The following is a 16,579-nucleotide window of genomic DNA, read 5'->3' as shown; positions in this document are numbered from 1 at the left end:
CGCATTCTCGCGTTGAGCTTGGGAGTTCCTCGACATGGAGGACTAACGACGGACGCGGAGAGTGGGGCGGCTTTGCTCGCGTTCTTTTTTGAGGGGAGATTATTTAGGATGGCAACGCGCGAAAGACGTCTGGCCGAATTCAATGGCGAGGGAGAACCACCGTCGGGGATGCCGGTCGAAGTGCTTTGCGAAGACCATAGTGGAACCTACACGCTGCCCTTTGCCTGCCGCTACGTCGGCGGGCGCTGGCAAAACCATGAAGCAGGCATCGCCGTCGAGGCGACCGTGATCGGTTGGCGCCTGCCGCGACTGAAACAGACGGGTGCCGTGTAAGAAACAGGCCGACCTGTCCCAAAATGCGACGGAGCCTGGCCGGATTTTAAGGTACGGAACGCTGACCGAACGAATCGCGTCCGAATCAGCCGCCGGGCTCCGTTGTCGACCTGTTCACCGCTAGATGTCGGCGCGACATGGCGTCGACGTACCAGATCAAGAAAAGGCGCGCGCGGGCAAAGCCCCGCGACCGGCGGCAAAGGTTAATAGCGCCGTGCAAACGGGCAACCTCACCGCAAGGCTGCCTAATATTCGACCTCGAGCTCCTCGATCTCCGCCGGCTCCGCCCTGGCGGCCGCGATCCATTCCTGCATCTCGTCCATGCCCATGATGGTATCGGCATACGCCTTGAGCTGCGGCTCGAGCTTGACGTCATAAGTCACAAAACGAGTCACGACGGGCGCGTACATCGCATCCGCCATGGTGCGCTTCTCGCCGAACAGGAACGGACCACCGGACTTTTCCAGGCAGTCGCGCCAGATCGCCCAGACGCGATCGATGTCGGCCTGCGCCCGCGACCAGATCTTGAAGCCGGGGAAATGGCCCTTCAGGTTCACGGGCAGCGAGGCGCGCAGCGTCGTGAAGCCGGAATGGATTTCACCACAGATCGAGCGGCAATGGGCACGCTGGATGCGGTCGGCCGGCAACAGCCCGGCGTCCGGCATGATCTCGTTGAGATACTCGCCGATCGACAGCGTATCCCAGATGGTGGCGCCCTCGTGCCGCAGGCACGGCACCAGGATCGAGGAGGACAAAAGCAGGATCTCGGCGCGCGCGGACGGGTCGTCCGGCGCGGTGACGATCTCCTCGAAATCGAGCTTTGAGAATTTCGTCAAAAGCCAGCCACGCAGCGACCAGGACGAGTAGTTCTTGCTGCTGATGGTCAGTGTCGCCTTCGCCATATGGCCCTTCCTTCGCGCCTGAATTCCTTGACGCCGCCGTCCCGTTTTGCGCGGTGCAGGTGCCCACCGTTTGTGCTTCCCCGTATTCCACAGCAAGCGACATGCCAGTTTTCAGGGCGAATTGACTCGAATCTGGCGTCGATATTGCATAGTGGCCTGGGGTCAGGGTGGGCGTTTCAGTAATGATGTCGATGTATTATCAGGCCTTTCAGAACCACATGGATCTGACCGAGCCATGGCGGGCCGGGGCTTCGTCTGCCCTGAAATATCTCAACCTGGTGCCGCAGGGGATGTCGGGTGCCGTGGTCGGCCGCCTCTCGGCCGCGCTCGAGCTGATCTCGCGCTCCACCATCACCTATGACCGCCCGGCCTATGGCATCGACAGCGTGATGGTGGGAAATCGCGAGGTCGGCGTCCGGGAGGAGATCGCCTACGCCACGCCTTTCGGCTCGCTGCTTCATTTCAAAAAGGACGATGGCCCCGAGCAGCCGCGCATGCTGCTGGTGGCGCCGATGTCCGGCCATTTCGCCACGCTCCTGCGCGGCACCGTGAAGACGCTGCTCCAGGACCACGACGTCTACATCACCGACTGGCACAACCCGCGCGACATCCCGCGCAGCGAAGGCCGCTTTGGCCTCGACGACTACACCGAGCACCTCATCGACTTCCTCGCTCAGCTCGGCCCGCGCCCGCATATGGTCGCGATCTGCCAGCCGTCGGTTTCCGCCCTCGCGGCCGCCGCGATCATGTGCGAAGACAACCACCCTTCCCGCCCGGCGACGCTGACGCTGATGGCCGGCCCGATCGACACGCGTGTAGCGCCGACCAAGGTCAACGAGTTCGCCAAGAGCAAGCCGATCACCTGGTTCGAGCGCAATCTGATCAACTACGTGCCAGTGCAGTGCCGCGGCGCGTTGCGCAAAGTCTATCCGGGCTTCGTGCAGCTAACCGCCTTCGTCTCGATGAATCTCGAGCGCCACATCAAGCAGCATCTCGACCTCGCCAATCACATCGCCAAGGGCGAGAAGGAGAAGGCGGCGACCATCAAGACATTCTACGACGAATATTTCGCGGTGATGGACCTGCCCGCAGAGTTCTACATCGAGACCGTCCGCGACGTCTTCCAGGAGCATCTGCTGCCGCTCGGCAAGCTGACTTATCGCGGGCGGATGGTGAACCCGAAGGCGGTCAGCCGCATGGGCCTGATGACGGTCGAGGGCGAGAAGGACGACATCTGCTCGATCGGCCAGACGCTCGCAGCACAAGATCTCTGCACCGGTGTGCGCGCCTACCGCCGCGTCCATCACATGCAGGCCGGCGTCGGCCATTACGGCGTGTTCTCGGGCAAGCGCTGGAATAGCGAGATCTATCCGCTCTTGCGGGATTTCGTGCACGTGAACTCCTGAACCGGTTGCGCTCCTCCTGACCCGGACGGCGCGAAACGCAGTCCGGGACATCGGCGTCGGCCGTGCGTCCCTGGATTACGTTGCGCTGCATCTGCGCTACAATCCCGACGGGAATGTTCCTTTCTGGGGAAAGTCCACCACTTGGCCCGCTCGAAAATTGACCGGCAATGGCCGGAAGCGGAGTCTGTCGCTCAATTTGGCCCGCGAGCACGTCAGGAGAGCGGCCGGCGTCCGTCCGCTTTTGCGGCAGAAGTCTTGGGTATGAGAGCATGAGACTCAGGGGGCTTCTGATCCTCGCGATGGTCGCGCAGGCCGCGGTGACAGCGGTTGCCCTGCTTGCGTCCGGCGTCATGACCGGTACCGCGAGCGCGCATGCGTTCGGCACGGCTCAACTCCTCGCCCTGTTGGCAAGCAGCCTCGTTGCCCCGCTGCTCGCGCTGGGCTGCGCACGCGTGATCGAGAGATCGCAGACCAAGCGCACCGCGGCGCTGGACGCGGATCAGGCGGAGGCACGACGGGCGCTTGCGGACAGCGCGCGGCAAACGCAGGCGGTGATCCGGACCGCGCTCGACGCCTTCGTGCAGACCGATGAAGACGGTGTTGTCGTCACCTGGAGCCCTCAGGCCGAGGCGCTGTCGGGATGGACGCGAACCGAGGCGGTCGGCGCCGACATCGTCGAGCTGGTGGTGCCAGGGCCGCTCCGCGCCGCCTTCCGGCAGCGCATGAAGCGACGCCTGAGCGAATTGTCGGAAACCCCGATCGGTATGCGCTTCGAAGCGGTCATGGTCCACAAGGGCGGCGACGAGATCCTGATCGAGGCGTCGAGCACGGGCTTGCGTCTCGGCGACCGCACCATCGTCAACACCTTTGCAAGGGACGTCACCCAGCAGCGCGTTGCCGAGGAGCAGCTCATCCAGGCCCAGAAGATTGAGGCGGTCGGCCAGCTCACCGGCGGCATCGCGCACGAGTTCAACAACATGCTCACCGTCATCACGGGGACGATCGAGATCCTCGCCGATGCCGTGAAGGACAGCCCGCACCTTTCGACCATCACCAAGCTGATCAGCGAGGCGGCCGACCGCGGCGCAGCGCTGACCTCGAGCCTGCTCTCCTTCGCAAGGAAGCAGGCGCTGCAGCCGACCGAGATCGACGTCAATGACCTGCTCGAAGAGGCCACCCGACTCCTGCGGGCGACGTTCGACAAGCAGATCGAGATCATTACCAGTCTCGATCGTGCGATCTGGCCTGCGCTCGTCGACCGCGGACAGCTCAGCTCGGCGCTGCTCAACCTCGCGATCAATGCTCGCGACGCGATGCCCGCGGGGGGCAAGCTCACGCTGAGAACGCGCAACGTCGTGCTCGGCGTTCGCGAAGCCGTAACGATCGGCGTCGGCTATGCCGGCGACTATGTCGAGATCGAGGTCACCGATACCGGCACCGGCATTCCGCAGTCCATCCTCGACCGGATCTTCGATCCGTTCTTCTCGACCAAGGAGGTTGGCAAGGGAACGGGGCTCGGGCTCAGCATGGTGTTCGGCTTTGCCAAACAGTCCGGCGGCAGTATCAAGGTCGCTTCCGAGGAAGGCCGCGGCACCACGTTCAAAATCTACCTGCCCAAGGCCGACACGCGCGCGCGGCGCCCGGCGGGCGAGGACGCGCGCAAGGTGCCGGGCGGTCACGAGACCATCCTCTGCGTCGAGGACGACCGCGACGTCCGCAACTACGTCACGGTCCAGCTCGAGAACCTGGGCTACAAGGTCATTGCCGCCGCCAATGCTGCCGAGGCGCTCGCGATCGCAGCCGGAGGTGCGCAATTCGACCTGCTGTTCACCGACATCGTGATGGCCGGCAACATGAACGGATGGCAGCTCGCCGAACAGATGGTGGCCTCGCGGCCGTCCTTGCGGGTGCTATTCACCTCAGGCCATGCCTACGATCCGCTCTACGCGCAAGGGCGCGCGGGGCAAGGCACGCCCCTTCTGACAAAACCCTACCGCAAGGCTGAGCTCGCGCGCATGCTGCGCCGCTGCCTCGACACGGCCGTGGATTCCGTCGGCGATCCTATCCCCACGCCCTATTCCGTCGAGGCGGAGCGCGATCGCTTCCTGCGCAAGCAGGCGTCCGATGACAGAACACGGGACTGAGCATGGATCGACAGACCAAGGCCACGCTGTGGGTCGCCTTCATCGTGATCGTGTCGTATTTCGTGTGGTTCTATGTCGGCTGCGCGATGGATGAGGCCTGCCGTGTCGTCTGCGAAGGCCGGATCTGCCACGCGCAATGGACGTCGGATACGGTCAAGCCCTAGCAACGTGCCGGCCTGATCATCGCATCACAGCGATGCGCTGCTGCAATCCTGCTCCGCGGGCAACTCGTCGGCATTGGGATCGCCCGGCGCCGTCGCCCAGGCGAGCTCGACCAGCGTTACGATTCTCCGCCCCGCACCGTCGAGCTGGCAGACGATCAGGCCCTGCTCCTCGATATAGGTGAGAAGACGCTGCGCGCGGCGCAGCGAGTGCGAGCCGTAGGCGCGTGCGATCGCGGCATCGCCCGGGCATGGCCAACCTTGCTTCGCCGCGCGGGCGATCATCATGAAGACGCCCTGCATGTCCTCCGGCAGGATCGAGGCACGCAGCGTAACGTCCTGCCAGCCGTCGTCCTCCGCGATATCGGTCCCAAGGCCGGCGCGGGCGCGCGTCAGCATGCGGCGGAATTCGCTCAAGTCAGGCGCGGCCGAACCGAGGCCTTCGATGCGGCAGCGGACCACGAACTCCTGATAGAGCACGCCGATGGCGCGGAAGCCGGCATCGGGTTCGGCCAGAATGGCGCGCAGGATGCGGTCCAGGCGCTCGCGCCGTTCCGCCAGCTCCTCGGCGCTTGGCTGCTGCTCCAGCGTTTCAGGGCGGATCTCCGGCGCCGCCGACTTTGCCGCCATGAGCTGGCCGAGCAGGTCCGGCGCCGGCCGGCGCTGCGGCCTGTTCGCCTCGGGCGGCGGGGCGGCGAGGATGATGGCGCGGGCGTCCTCGAGCGTCGCTTCCGGCAGCGGCAGGAGCCGCGGGGTCGCGTTGCGCGGCTTCGTCTCGGTCGCGCCAATGCGCAGGCCGAGCGGACGGCGCGAGAGCGCCGGGCCGAGCGCCATGAACTGTCCACGCTCCAGGTCCCGGAACGCATCGGCCTGTCGCCGCTCCATCCCCAACAGATCGGCGGCGCGCGCCATGTCGATGTCGAGGAAGGTGCGGCCCATGAGGAAATTGGAGGCTTCGGCCGCGACATTCTTGGCGAGCTTTGCCAGCCGCTGCGTTGCGATCACCCCGGCGAGCCCGCGCTTGCGGCCACGACACATCAGGTTGGTCATGGCGCCGAGCGAGAGCTTTCGCGCCTCGTCCGACACTTCGCCAGCAACCGCCGGCGCGAACAGCTGCGCCTCATCCACCACCACAAGCATCGGGTACCAGTGGTCCCGCTCGACGTCGAACATACCGCCGAGGAAGGCGGCGGCGCGCCGCATCTGGTTCTCGGCATCCAGTCCTTCGAGATTGAGCACGGTGGAAACGCGATGGATGCGCGCCCGCTCGCCGGCGACCTGGAGGCCCCGCTCGGTGTGATCCTCCGCCTGGATCACGAGGTGGCCGAACTGCTCCGCCAGCGTGACGAAGTCGCCTTCGGGATCGAGAATCGCCTGCTGCACCCAGGGCGCGCTCTGCTCCAGGAGCCGGCGCAAGAGATGCGACTTGCCCGAGCCGGAATTGCCCTGCACCAGAAGGCGAGTCGCCAGCAGTTCCTCGAGGTCCAGAGTCGCCGGGGCGCCAGCCGTCGTGTGCCCCATCTCGATCGCAACGGTCATGTCCCGACTCAAGCCCTTCCTTCGCGGAGGAGGGGCTTATCAAGCTGATGGCGAGACGTCGAGCGGCGCATGGGCGATCACTCCGTATTCCACATGGCCTTGCGAGCGCAATCAGCGCAGATGCACCATCTGTGATGTCGTGGTAGATGCGATCGGCTCGCCCCCACGCAGCTTCACCCCCCGAAGATGCGTCATCCCAGTGCTCGGCAAAACGGAATCCGCGGACAGCTATGACAGGTGCGCTGAATGGCAATTGAACGAGACCTGGGTAAGCCAATCAATAAGACCCGCTGGCCCCTGCCGATAAAGCAATCCCGTTCCGGTCGCTACGTGGATTTGGAACTATTGCTGGAGGAACATTCAACCGAGCTCTGGCCTTTCGTTAGCGCCGCGCCGGAGAGTTTCACTTACCTGCGCTACGGTCCCTTTTCTCATATCGAAGAGCTTCAACGCATTCTCGCCGATCTCGCCAACCGTCCGGACCAACCATTCTGGGTTGTCATTCCGAAAGGGCAGAAGCCACAGGGCTGGCTTTCGTTGTGTGACGTTTACCATGAGGACGGCGGTATCGAGATTGGGAGTGTTTGGTTTGCGCCACCGCTCCAGGGCACGCGAGCAGCACGAGAAGCAGTTTTCCTGCTGATGTGCCATGCGATGGATGATCTTGGTTATGAGCGCTTGGTTTGGCGCTGTCAGGCACAGAACGCAAAGTCCTTCAAGGCCGCCAACAATTTTGGGTTTACCTATGAGGGAACATGGCGACGAGCGGCAGTTGTGGATGGCTGGCAGCGTGACGTGGCATGGTTCTCGATGCTGAAGGACGAATGGCCTCAACGTAAAGCGGCGTTGCAGCGATGGCTTTCCCATGAAAATTTTGACGACGCCGGTCGCCAGATCAAAACATTGGGAATGCAGGCCGGATAGTCCAAACGTGGCCTCGTTTACCGGCCCTCCTTTCCGAGCACGAGATTGATCGTGTGGGCGGCAATCTTGCGAAGCTGGGCTTCGTCGTCGAAGGCGCGTTCGAGCACGGCCAGTCCACGCGTCACGGTGACGATGTGGAGGGCGGCGATCTCCGGCGCGCCGTCGAACTCGCCTCGCGCAGCGCCCTCCGACAAGGCGCCCTGAACGAGATCGGTGATGCGGGACACCAGATCCGCAAAGGCCTGTCGCGCATTCTCGTCCAGCCCTTCGCCTTCAGCCGAGCCGAGCTCCATCAGTCCACGCGTGGTCGGACATCCCCGGGGCGGTGAGCCGGACCGGAAGTTTTTGATCGTCAGATCGAAAAACGCTGTGAGGCGCTTTCGCAAGCTGCCCGAGCCGAGCACCTTTTGAATGGCGCCGAGATACTCGCCCGCATAGCGCTCATAGGCTGCAAGAAATAGCGCCTCCTTGCTGCCGAAGGCATTGTAGAGGCTGCCGCGCTGGACAGCCGCCTCGCGCGCGATGTCCGAGAGCGACGTTCCACGCACCCCTTTGCACCAAAACTGCTCAAACGCGACGCGCAGCACCTCGTCATGGTCGAACTCGCGCGGCCTCATGTGTTCATCCCTACCTTTGGGCAGAAAGTATTTGACACGATGTCAAGAACATGGCCTTAATTTTGGACACCACGTCAAAAACCTAATGGGATCGATCGCCGATTCCGTCAAGGAGGATCGCACCATGCCGCTCGTTCACATCTCGCTGCGTAAGGGAAAGCCGGACGCCTACCGGCAGGCGATCTTCGGCAGCCTTTACCGAGCGATGCGCGAAGCGCTCGGCGTGCCCGAGGACGACCAGTTCATGACCATCACGGAGCATGAGCCCGCGAATTTCCGCTACGGCGCGTCCTGCTTCGGCATCTCGCGGAGCGACGACGTCGTCTACATCCAGGTGACCGTGTTCGATACGCGCACGGCGGAGCAGAAGAAGGCGCTGTTCAAGCGGACTGCCGAGCTGCTCGGCGAAAGTCCCGGCATCGGTGCGGAGAACGTGTTCATCAACGTGCTCGAGGCGGCGAAAGAAAATTGGTCCGTCGGCCACGGTCTCGCGCAATTCGCGTGAGGTGATGAACTGCCGCGTCAGCTCAGCTGGCGCCTGAGCGTCGCCGAGGGCGTCTCGCCGAATTTTTCTCGATACGCGCCAGCCATGCGGCTCAAATGCGTGAAGCCGAGATCGAAGGCGATATCGGTGATCGAGCAGTCCAGCGCGCCCTGCGACAGACGCGCGTGGAGCGCGGCAAGGCGCATGTCGAGCAGCATCTCGGAAATCGACAGGCCGAAATGCCGGCGGAAGCCAAGCTGAAGCGCGCGGATGCCGATGCCGGAGGCACAAGCGAGCTCCGAAAGGTCGAGCGGCTCGGTCGCCCTCGCCGCGAGGCAGTCGCGTGCTGCGCGAAGCGCGCGCGGCAGCCGTTCGGCCTGCCCTGAGAAGGTGCGGATGGCGTCGGACAGGCCGTGTTGCTGGCCATTGAGGAGACAATCGAGCAGCGTCTCGCGCCAGTCGGCGATGGCGATCGCGGACAGCCGGCCGGCCGGCCCCAAGCGCTCGGCGAGCGTCATCAACTCGTCGAGCCTGGACCAGAGGCTACGCGCTGCCTCGGCATTGAGATCGATCGCCGGATCGAACTCCACCGTGCCGGCAGCACGCCCCGACAACGCGGCGGCACGCTGCTCAACCAGGCGGCGGTCGAGCAACAGGATGAGTTGCGCGCAGTTGTCCCAAACCATGCGGGTCGGCACCGTCGGCGACAAGAGCGAGGCGGTCGATGCGGGTGCGGTGTCCAGATCGCGCGCGCCGGCGCGGATCCGCGACGATCCGTGAAGCGGAATCTGCACCAGGAAGAAGCGCTCGAGGCAGCCGGGATCGATCGTGACCGAGCCGCCATAGGCGACATAGTTGATGGAAAAGCCGTCAAAGGCCGCGCAATTGTGCCGGGCGTAGAAGCCGGGCGCCCTTGCCTGAAGCGGTTGCAGCTGATGCGGGCAGAAGATGCGTCCGATCTGGTCGGCCGCTTCGTCGACCTCGGTGGTCGCGACGCGGGCGAAGGCCGCGAGCCTTTCGGCCCGGGACCCGGACGCGCCCATTTCCAGCTCGGCTGCGGACATCGTCGACCACGCTTGGCGTTGCAAATTGTTTTAAGCCTATAATAGTTCCACGACCCCGAAAAGAGCCGCGTCGCAAAAACGTCGTGCTGCACAGCAGCAGATTCGTTTAGCGGATAGACAGCCTTATCCCCCGGGCGGATGCTCCCTCCCGCCGGTCTCTTGATGGAGGGAGCCATGACTGCACTCGAAAAAGGCATTACTGCAAGCGGCACGGGTTTTGGCGGCAAAAGCTGGAACATCCTGGGGCAGCTCTATTTCCCCAAGGCCATCTGCGACTCCACGTTCGCGTTCGAGACCAACAGCGAGCCCGGCCAGTTCGTGCCGGTCCACATCCACCCCACCCAGGACGAGTTCATCCTGGTGCAGGAAGGCGTACTCGACCTCAAGCTTGACGGGGTGTGGACGAAGGCAAAGGCCGGCGACCTCGTGCGCATGCCGCGCGGCATCCCGCACGGTTATTTCAACAAGTCCGACAAGCCGGCGCGCGCGATGTTCTGGGTCTCGCCGATGCAGAAGCTGGAAGCGCTGTTCAACATGCTACACAACCTCACCGACCCCGCGGAGGTCGTGCGCATCTCGGCGCAGCACGAGGTGGACTTTCTGCCGCCCGAGGCCAACGACTAGGCGGCACGCCTCCTCGTCCAATTCACGCCCGTCGCAAGTCCAGCGGCCGCGCTTCGCGGCCGAACGGGACCTGCTGCGCCCAAAACATCACCAAATGCGAGCAAACCCATGGTCAGCCCCAAGCATGTCTGCGTGATCGGCGCCGGCGTCTCCGGCCTCGCCGCCGCAAAAGCGTTCTCCACCCGCGGCCACAAGGTCACCATCGTCGAGCGCAGCGCCGATCTCGGCGGCGTCTGGGAGCCGGCGCGCTCCTATCCGGAGGTGCAGACGCAGAGCCCGAAGGATCTCTATCGCTACACGGACCGCGCCATGCCGGAGGCCTATCCGGAATGGCCGACGGGACCGCAGGTGCACGCCTATCTCAACGACTACGCCAAGAGCTTCGGCCTTGAGCGCATGCTGCGCCTCAACACCAAGGTCGCCGGCATGGAGCGGCGCGCCGACGGCAAGCCCGGCTGGACGCTGGCGCTGTCGGACAAGGCCGGCGCGACGACGAAGGAGGATTTCGATTTCGTTGCGATCTGCACCGGTCAGTTCAACGAGCCGCGCGAGCTGAGCTGTCCCGGTGAAGATGGCTTCAAGGCGAAAGGCGGGCAGATCCTGCATTCCTCAAAATACAATGATCCCTCGATCGCCAATGGCCGCCGCGTCGTCGTGCTCGGCGGCTCGAAATCGGCGACCGACATCGCGGTGAACGCGGTGAAAGCCGGCGCGCGCGAGGTCACGATCGTGTTCCGCGAGCCGGTATGGCGCATCCCCTACTTCATCGGCGGGCTCGTCAACTTCAAGCGCATCCTCTACATCCGCGCCCAGGAACAGATGTTTCAAGGCTGGGACGCGAGCGCGCTGGCGCGCCTCGCGCATCGCGTCACGGCGCCCTTGGTGTGGGCGAACTGGCGTGGGCTGGAGAGCCTGCTCAAGGCGCAGCTCAAGCTGAAGCAATGCAGGATGGTGCCGAAGGAGCGGATCGAGGACGGAGTCAACTGCTCGGTGCCGATCGCAACGCCGGGCTTTTACCCGATGGTCGCCGACGGCCGCATCAAGGCCGTGTTCGGCACCTTCGATCACTACGAGGGCAACACCATCGTGATGAGCGGCGGCGAGCGCGTCCAGGCCGACGTCGCCGTGCTCGCGATCGGCTACAAGCTCGGCGTGCCGTTCCTGCCTGCGGCCTATCAGTCAAAACTGGTCGACGCCGACGGCCAGTACCGGCTCTATCGCCTGATCGCCAACCCTGATCTGCCCGACATGGGTTTTGTCGGCTTCAACTCGTCGTTCTGCACCGTGCTCTGCGCCGACCTCGCCGCCAACTGGCTGGTGCGCTACGCCGACGGCCAGCTCGCGAACCAGCCGACCGCGCAAGCGATGCGCGACAACATCGAGATGATGCTGCACTTCAAGCGCGCCGAGCGCCCGGCAGCCGGCGTCTATGGCGGCCTGTGCGTGGCGCCCTACCACTATCGGCATTTCGACGAGCTGATAGCCGATATCGGCGCAAAGGAGCAGAAGCGAGGTGGCCTCGCCGAGCGCTTCCTGCCACCGGACGCGGACGCCTATGCGCGGTATCTCGCGTCGGCGCCGGATTATCGAGCAGCGGCGGCTTAACCGCCGCCTCCTCCCGCCCGGCCGATCAGAGAGCCTTGGTGAAGTGATAGCGCCGAATGCCGCCGCCAAGCGTCCTGTAGCTTGTGGCCTCGGCAATCTCTTCGCGCACGCGCGTGTATCCGGCGTTTTCGTAGAGCGCCAGAGCTTCGCGCTGAAGCGCTGACGTGCTCAAATCCAGTCTCGACCGCTTGCGCCTCCGGCATTCCAGCTCGGCGAAGTCGAGCATTCGTCGTGCGATCCCGCGGCGTCGGACGGCAGGGTCGACATACATGCGGCGCAACTCCATTGCGCCATCACCCGCGGGCTCAAGGCCGAACATGCCGACAATTGTCCGGTCCTCGACTGCGACCCAGAAGCCGCCATTCCGCTCTGAGTAATAGTCGGCGATGCGATCAACCTCCTCGGCCAGCGAACGGGCGATGTAGGCTTCGAACGCCTCCTTCATCTCAGCGGGCGCCAACAGCCGATTCACCCGAACGAACAACTCTCGCACAGCGACCGCATCGCCAGCCAGGAATTCGCGAATGTCCATCCGATCCCCTCGTCCAGAGATCACTTCAGCACGGTCTCCAGATCCGAATAGATGACATCGGCCGTGCGCTGATAGTGCCGCTGGAGCAGCTTGACGGCCTCCTCCGTCTTCCGGTCGAGCACCGCCTGAAGGATCTGCGCGTGCTCGGCGCCGACTTTGCGGACCGGATAGGCCTTTGCGATCGACATCATGCGGTAGCGATAGAGCCGGTCGGCGAGCTGCTCGCAGAAGCCGAGCAGCGGGCGCGAGCCGCAGAGCCCGATCAACGTCGCGTGGAAGGCGCGGTGCGCCTTCTCCCAGTCCGGATTGTCCTCGAATTTTTCCGGATCGAGCGAGCGCGGCGTGCGGTCGAGCCGGTGATGCGTGACAAGGAGGGACTCCTCCCAGGCCTGGGTCGCGTTCTGCATGGACTCGCGCAACGCCAGGCCCTCGACCCAGCACCGCGTCTTGGTCAGCTCCTGGAGCTCGTCCTTGCTGACCGGCTTCACGTAGAAGCCGCGCTGCTCCATGCCGACGACGAATTCCTCCGAGGTCAGGCGGTTGAGCGCCTCGCGGAGCGGAGTCTGCCCGACATTGTAGTGCTCCATCAGGAAGCGCGACTGGAGCTTGCGTCCCGGCGCGAGGCGGGTGGTCAGGATGTCGGCCTTGAGGCGAGCATAGATGCTCGTCGCCAGCGTCGCCGGCTGCTCCATCTTCTGGCTCGACAGGTCAGAGCTCATGAGCGTCCCACTGATTCATCGGCGTTTTTTGTACATCAGCACGCACAAAGGCGATAATTTATAAATTTGTGCTTTACGGTCTATTTTATATAGATTACCAGTTCGTCAAGAACAACAGGTTCGGTGGGCGATCCGCGATCCCGGATTGCCCGAGCCTCTTGACGAGGAAGCCCGATGTCCGATTTTCCGGTTGTCGCCTTGCGCAGCGTCGAGATTACGACGCCGCGCTTAAGCGCCTCGGCCGATTTCTACACAAAGGTGTGGGGGCTCGATTTCGCCGCGGAAGCTCACGGCACGATGTATCTCGCCGCTACCGGTGCGGACTTCCACGTTCTCGAACTGACGCAAGGCGAGCAGGCCGCGCTGCGCAAGGTCAGCTTTCGCGTGCAATCGCGCGAGGATCTCGATCGCCTGTTCGTCCGCGCGCGCGAGGCAAAATGCGAGATCATCACTCCGCCAGGCCCATCGCAGGTGCCGTCGGGCGGCGAGCATTTCGTGATCCGCGAGGGACAAGGCTGCTGCATGGAGTTCATCCATGGCGATCGCACCAAGACGGCGCGCGTCATCGCGGACCGGCCCGAGCGCCTCGCGCATGTCAACATCAACAGCGCCGATATTGAAGGGCTCTCGAGCTTCTATCAGCAAGTTCTCTGCTTTCGCCTGACGGACCGCTCGAGGCTGATGGCGTTCCTGTGCTGCAACAGCGATCACCACGCCGTCGTCCTTGCAGAAGCAAAGGTCAACGGTCTCAACCACGTCGCCTTCCTCATGCCGGACCTGGAGTCGGTGATGCGCGGCTCCGGCCGAATGGTCGATCACGGCTTTCCGATCGGCTGGGGCGTCGGCCGGCACGGCCCCGGCGACAACGTGTTCGCCTATTTCGTCGATCCGACGGGCGTCGTCATCGAGTACACATCCGAAGTCTTGCAGGTCGACGACAGCTACCGTGCCAAGGGACCCGCCGAATGGGTCTGGCCGCCGGGGCGCACGGACCAATGGGGCATCGCGCCGCCCAAGAGCGAGGCCTGCAAGACGGCGCAGCTCTCCGTGCTCTTCGACGCGGGCCGGCGCGCATGACGACAGCTTCGACCACCCCCGACTATGACGTGCTCGTCGTCGGCTTCGGACCCACCGGCGCGGTTGCGGCCGGCCTGCTCGGCCGGCTCGGCCACCGCACGCTCGTCATCGACCGGCTCACCGATATCTACGACAAGCCGCGCGCGATCGCGCTCGATCACGAGATTTTTCGTCACTTCGACAATATGGGCGTTGCGGACGCCATCGCGCCTTACGTCGAGCCCTTCACCGCGTCCGAGCATTTTGGCGCCGACGGCCAGTTGATCCGCCGGATCGACATGGTCGCAAAGCCCTACCCGCTCGGCTATACGCCGAGCATGGTGTTCAGCCAGCCGCCGGTCGAGGCGGAGCTGCGCCGTCACGCTTTGAGCTTTGCTTGCGTCCGCGCCGAACTCGGCGTCGAGCTGGTCGATCTCGTGCAGCGCGACCGCGTCGAGGCCAAGCTGAAAGACGCCGACGGACAGCTGCGAACGGTGACTGCACGCTATGTGCTGGGCTGCGATGGCGCCTCCAGCACGGTACGGCAAATCGCAGGGCTTGCGCTCGAAGACCTGATCTTCGACGAGCCTTGGCTCGTGGTCGACGTGCGCGTCAATCAAGACCCTCTCGCAAAGCTGCCGCAAAACTCCGCGCAGTTCTGCAATCCGGCGCGGCCCGTGAGCTTTTTGATCGGCCCAAAAAACCATCGCCGCTGGGAGATCATGCTGCTGCCGGGCGAGGATCCGGGGCAGATGGAGCGGCCGGAGAACGTCTGGTCACTGCTGTCGCCCTGGCTCACGCCTGGAGATGGCGAGCTGTGGCGCGCGGCGTCCTACCGCTTCCACGCGCTGGTTGCCGCCAACTGGCGCAACGGGCGTATCATCATCGCGGGCGACGCCGCGCATCAGCAGCCGCCTTTCATCGGTCAGGGCATGTGCCAGGGCCTGCGCGATGCGACCAACGTCGTCTGGAAGCTCGATCGCGTGCTCAAAGGCATTTCGCCCGACGCAATGCTCGACAGCTACTCTGCAGAGCGCAAGCAGCACGTCATCGAGCTGACCGGCAAGATCAAGGCGATCGGCCAATCGATCTGCGAGCGCGATCCAGCCGCCGCGCGCCGTCGCGACGCGCAAATTTTGGCCGATGGCGGCGGCAAGCCGCTCGCGCTGACGCGACAGGAGATCATCCCGCCGTTGCGCGCGGGCTTTCTGTCGGAGCAGGACGGCGCCGCGCGCGGCAGCCTGTTTCCGCAGCCGCGCATCATGAGCGAGGGCGCTTCCCGCCTGCTCGATAAGGTCACCGGTCCTGGCTTGCGCGTGTTCATCGATGGCCGCCGCGGCGATGCGTCCTCGCTCGCCGCACTCTGCGCCGCATATCCCGATCTGCCGGCGACGGCCATCACGCCGGCCGGCATCGGCAAACCGGACACGCTCGAAGAGATCGACGGCGTGCTCGCCGGCTGGTTCGACCGTCACGGCATCGTCGCTGCGATCGTGCGGCCCGACCACTACGTGTTCGGCACCGCGCGCAACGCGTCCGAGCTCGACCACCTCCTGCGCGACATCAGCTCACGCCTGCACGGCAATCACAATCCGGATTTGAGAATGGAGAAGACAGCATGAAACTCGCAACCGTTGCGATCGACGGACGCACGACCTGGGGAGTCGTTGAGGGCGACAACTTTTTCGATGTCGGGACCGCACTCGCGTCACGCTATGCCGATCTGAAGGCAGCGCTCGCCGCCACCCTCGCCGGCGTAGCCGAAGCCAAGTCCAAGGCGGCCGCCACGCCGCTTGCGAAGCTCACCTGGCTGCCCGTTATTCCCAACCCGGACAAGATCCTCTGTGTCGGCCTGAACTACGAGACGCATCGGAAGGAAACCGGCCGCGCCGAGGTCGAGAACCCAACGATCTTCTCGCGCTACGCCAACAGCCAGACCGGGCACCTCAAGCCGATCATCCGGCCCCGCGTCTCGACCGACCTCGACTTCGAAGGCGAGCTTGCGGTCATCATCGGCAAGGCCGGACGCTACATCTCCCGCAGCGAGGCGATGGGCCATGTCGCCGGCTATGCCTGCTACAACGACGGCAGCGTCCGCGACTTCCAGCGCCACACCCACCAGTTCACGCCGGGCAAGAATTTTCCGGACACCGGTGCGTTCGGCCCGTGGATGATGACGCCGGACGAACTCGGCGAGCTCGCCGAGCTGAAGCTCACCACACGCCTCAACGGGCAGGTGGTGCAGGAAGCGCAGATCAAGCACATGATCTTCGATATCCCGCGCCAGATCGAATATTGCTCGACCTTCACGCGGCTCGAGCCCGGCGACGTCATCGTCAGCGGCACACCCGGCGGCGTCGGCGCCAAACGCACCCCGCCGCTCTGGATGAAGCCCGGCGACATCGTCGAAGTCGAGGTCGAGAAGCTTGCGATCCTGCGCAATCCGATCATCGACGAGGCGCGGTGAGC

General features: G+C 64.3%; 17 protein-coding genes. 11 read left to right on the top strand and 6 right to left on the bottom strand.

Annotation, left to right across the window (positions count from 1 at the left end; translation table 11 throughout):
* The first annotated feature begins 108 nt into the window (after window positions 1-108).
* Window positions 109-333, top strand: coding sequence for a hypothetical protein (locus tag NLN62_RS29055; RefSeq protein ID WP_027522438.1), 225 nt, complete (start codon window positions 109-111; stop codon window positions 331-333).
* A 245-nt stretch (window positions 334-578) separates the two neighbouring features.
* Here NLN62_RS29055 and NLN62_RS29050 read toward each other — a convergent pair whose 3' ends face one another.
* On the bottom strand, window positions 579-1,235 hold the full coding sequence (locus NLN62_RS29050; protein WP_254111147.1) for a glutathione S-transferase family protein: 657 nt from the start codon (window positions 1,233-1,235) through the stop codon (window positions 579-581).
* A 182-nt stretch (window positions 1,236-1,417) separates the two neighbouring features.
* On the opposite strand from NLN62_RS29050, the gene NLN62_RS29045 reads away from it, so the two are divergent.
* The 3 genes from NLN62_RS29045 to NLN62_RS29035 all read left to right on the top strand — a co-directional run bounded on the left by NLN62_RS29045 (window position 1,418) and on the right by NLN62_RS29035 (window position 4,949).
* A complete protein-coding gene (locus NLN62_RS29045) occupies window positions 1,418-2,641 on the top strand; it encodes a polyhydroxyalkanoate depolymerase (protein WP_027522440.1) in 1,224 nt (407 codons plus the stop codon).
* A gap of 269 nt (window positions 2,642-2,910) precedes the next feature.
* The gene (locus NLN62_RS29040) at window positions 2,911-4,785 is read left to right on the top strand and encodes a PAS domain-containing sensor histidine kinase (RefSeq protein WP_254111146.1); all 1,875 of its coding nucleotides are present in this window, start codon (window positions 2,911-2,913) and stop codon (window positions 4,783-4,785) included.
* 2 nt (window positions 4,786-4,787) lie between these two features.
* On the top strand, window positions 4,788-4,949 hold the full coding sequence (locus NLN62_RS29035) for a hypothetical protein (protein ID WP_156944226.1): 162 nt from the start codon (window positions 4,788-4,790) through the stop codon (window positions 4,947-4,949).
* A 24-nt stretch (window positions 4,950-4,973) separates the two neighbouring features.
* Here the strand turns inward: NLN62_RS29035 and NLN62_RS29030 are convergent, their stop codons facing one another.
* Entirely contained in the window at window positions 4,974-6,485 is a 1,512-nt protein-coding gene (locus tag NLN62_RS29030) for an ATP-binding protein (RefSeq protein WP_027522442.1), read from the bottom strand.
* A 246-nt stretch (window positions 6,486-6,731) separates the two neighbouring features.
* Between NLN62_RS29030 and NLN62_RS29025 the strand changes: the two genes are divergently transcribed.
* On the top strand, window positions 6,732-7,409 hold the full coding sequence (locus NLN62_RS29025; RefSeq protein WP_035661985.1) for a GNAT family N-acetyltransferase: 678 nt from the start codon (window positions 6,732-6,734) through the stop codon (window positions 7,407-7,409).
* A gap of 17 nt (window positions 7,410-7,426) precedes the next feature.
* Here NLN62_RS29025 and NLN62_RS29020 read toward each other — a convergent pair whose 3' ends face one another.
* On the bottom strand, window positions 7,427-8,026 hold the full coding sequence (locus NLN62_RS29020) for a TetR/AcrR family transcriptional regulator (protein WP_254111145.1): 600 nt from the start codon (window positions 8,024-8,026) through the stop codon (window positions 7,427-7,429).
* Window positions 8,027-8,150: 124 nt separating this feature from the next.
* Between NLN62_RS29020 and NLN62_RS29015 the strand changes: the two genes are divergently transcribed.
* Entirely contained in the window at window positions 8,151-8,531 is a 381-nt protein-coding gene (locus NLN62_RS29015) for a tautomerase family protein (protein ID WP_027522445.1), read from the top strand.
* A gap of 17 nt (window positions 8,532-8,548) precedes the next feature.
* On the opposite strand, the gene NLN62_RS29010 is transcribed toward NLN62_RS29015, so the two are convergent.
* Window positions 8,549-9,574: an AraC family transcriptional regulator gene (locus tag NLN62_RS29010; protein WP_027522446.1), complete on the bottom strand. Its 1,026-nt coding sequence runs from the start codon at window positions 9,572-9,574 to the stop codon at window positions 8,549-8,551.
* 174 nt (window positions 9,575-9,748) lie between these two features.
* Here NLN62_RS29010 and NLN62_RS29005 point away from each other — a divergent pair, with 174 nt between their 5' ends.
* The gene (locus NLN62_RS29005) at window positions 9,749-10,198 is read left to right on the top strand and encodes a cupin domain-containing protein (protein WP_027522447.1); all 450 of its coding nucleotides are present in this window, start codon (window positions 9,749-9,751) and stop codon (window positions 10,196-10,198) included.
* Between the two features lie 108 nt (window positions 10,199-10,306).
* Window positions 10,307-11,803 (top strand): NAD(P)/FAD-dependent oxidoreductase, encoded by a 1,497-nt coding sequence (locus NLN62_RS29000; RefSeq protein WP_254111144.1) that lies wholly within the window; start codon window positions 10,307-10,309, stop codon window positions 11,801-11,803.
* Between the two features lie 25 nt (window positions 11,804-11,828).
* Here the strand turns inward: NLN62_RS29000 and NLN62_RS28995 are convergent, their stop codons facing one another.
* Window positions 11,829-12,335: a GNAT family N-acetyltransferase gene (locus tag NLN62_RS28995; protein ID WP_254111143.1), complete on the bottom strand. Its 507-nt coding sequence runs from the start codon at window positions 12,333-12,335 to the stop codon at window positions 11,829-11,831.
* A gap of 20 nt (window positions 12,336-12,355) precedes the next feature.
* On the bottom strand, window positions 12,356-13,054 hold the full coding sequence (locus NLN62_RS28990; RefSeq protein ID WP_027522450.1) for a GntR family transcriptional regulator: 699 nt from the start codon (window positions 13,052-13,054) through the stop codon (window positions 12,356-12,358).
* A 174-nt stretch (window positions 13,055-13,228) separates the two neighbouring features.
* On the opposite strand from NLN62_RS28990, the gene NLN62_RS28985 reads away from it, so the two are divergent.
* The 3 genes from NLN62_RS28985 to NLN62_RS28975 are packed head-to-tail and all read left to right on the top strand — an operon-like array spanning window position 13,229 to window position 16,577.
* On the top strand, window positions 13,229-14,131 hold the full coding sequence (locus tag NLN62_RS28985; RefSeq protein ID WP_254111142.1) for a VOC family protein: 903 nt from the start codon (window positions 13,229-13,231) through the stop codon (window positions 14,129-14,131).
* Window positions 14,128-15,732: a bifunctional 3-(3-hydroxy-phenyl)propionate/3-hydroxycinnamic acid hydroxylase gene (locus NLN62_RS28980; RefSeq protein ID WP_027522452.1), complete on the top strand. Its 1,605-nt coding sequence runs from the start codon at window positions 14,128-14,130 to the stop codon at window positions 15,730-15,732. The genes NLN62_RS28985 and NLN62_RS28980 overlap by 4 nt, the downstream gene beginning before the upstream one ends.
* Window positions 15,729-16,577, top strand: a complete 849-nt coding sequence (locus NLN62_RS28975; protein WP_027522453.1) for a fumarylacetoacetate hydrolase family protein — start codon at window positions 15,729-15,731, stop codon at window positions 16,575-16,577. The genes NLN62_RS28980 and NLN62_RS28975 overlap by 4 nt, the downstream gene beginning before the upstream one ends.
* The last annotated feature ends 2 nt before the right edge of the window (window positions 16,578-16,579 follow it).

This window comes from Bradyrhizobium sp. CCGUVB23 (assembly GCF_024199885.1).
Lineage (GTDB): Bacteria > Pseudomonadota > Alphaproteobacteria > Rhizobiales > Xanthobacteraceae > Bradyrhizobium.
The sequence above is the reverse complement of the archived record's forward strand: the minus strand, read 5'-3'. Positions and strand labels throughout refer to the sequence as shown.

Bases quoted from the DNA above. Each gene is read 5' to 3' on its own strand.
- NLN62_RS29055 (WP_027522438.1), top strand. From the start codon at position 109: ATGGCAACGCGCGAAAGACGTCTGGCCGAATTCAATGGCGAGGGAGAA.
- NLN62_RS29050 (WP_254111147.1), bottom strand. From the start codon at position 1,235: ATGGCGAAGGCGACACTGACCATCAGCAGCAAGAACTACTCGTCCTGG.
- NLN62_RS29045 (WP_027522440.1), top strand. From the start codon at position 1,418: ATGATGTCGATGTATTATCAGGCCTTTCAGAACCACATGGATCTGACC.
- NLN62_RS29040 (WP_254111146.1), top strand. From the start codon at position 2,911: ATGAGACTCAGGGGGCTTCTGATCCTCGCGATGGTCGCGCAGGCCGCG.
- NLN62_RS29035 (WP_156944226.1), top strand. From the start codon at position 4,788: ATGGATCGACAGACCAAGGCCACGCTGTGGGTCGCCTTCATCGTGATC.
- NLN62_RS29030 (WP_027522442.1), bottom strand. From the start codon at position 6,485: ATGACCGTTGCGATCGAGATGGGGCACACGACGGCTGGCGCCCCGGCG.
- NLN62_RS29025 (WP_035661985.1), top strand. From the start codon at position 6,732: ATGGCAATTGAACGAGACCTGGGTAAGCCAATCAATAAGACCCGCTGG.
- NLN62_RS29020 (WP_254111145.1), bottom strand. From the start codon at position 8,026: ATGAGGCCGCGCGAGTTCGACCATGACGAGGTGCTGCGCGTCGCGTTT.
- NLN62_RS29015 (WP_027522445.1), top strand. From the start codon at position 8,151: ATGCCGCTCGTTCACATCTCGCTGCGTAAGGGAAAGCCGGACGCCTAC.
- NLN62_RS29010 (WP_027522446.1), bottom strand. From the start codon at position 9,574: ATGTCCGCAGCCGAGCTGGAAATGGGCGCGTCCGGGTCCCGGGCCGAA.
- NLN62_RS29005 (WP_027522447.1), top strand. From the start codon at position 9,749: ATGACTGCACTCGAAAAAGGCATTACTGCAAGCGGCACGGGTTTTGGC.
- NLN62_RS29000 (WP_254111144.1), top strand. From the start codon at position 10,307: ATGGTCAGCCCCAAGCATGTCTGCGTGATCGGCGCCGGCGTCTCCGGC.
- NLN62_RS28995 (WP_254111143.1), bottom strand. From the start codon at position 12,335: ATGGACATTCGCGAATTCCTGGCTGGCGATGCGGTCGCTGTGCGAGAG.
- NLN62_RS28990 (WP_027522450.1), bottom strand. From the start codon at position 13,054: ATGAGCTCTGACCTGTCGAGCCAGAAGATGGAGCAGCCGGCGACGCTG.
- NLN62_RS28985 (WP_254111142.1), top strand. From the start codon at position 13,229: ATGTCCGATTTTCCGGTTGTCGCCTTGCGCAGCGTCGAGATTACGACG.
- NLN62_RS28980 (WP_027522452.1), top strand. From the start codon at position 14,128: ATGACGACAGCTTCGACCACCCCCGACTATGACGTGCTCGTCGTCGGC.
- NLN62_RS28975 (WP_027522453.1), top strand. From the start codon at position 15,729: ATGAAACTCGCAACCGTTGCGATCGACGGACGCACGACCTGGGGAGTC.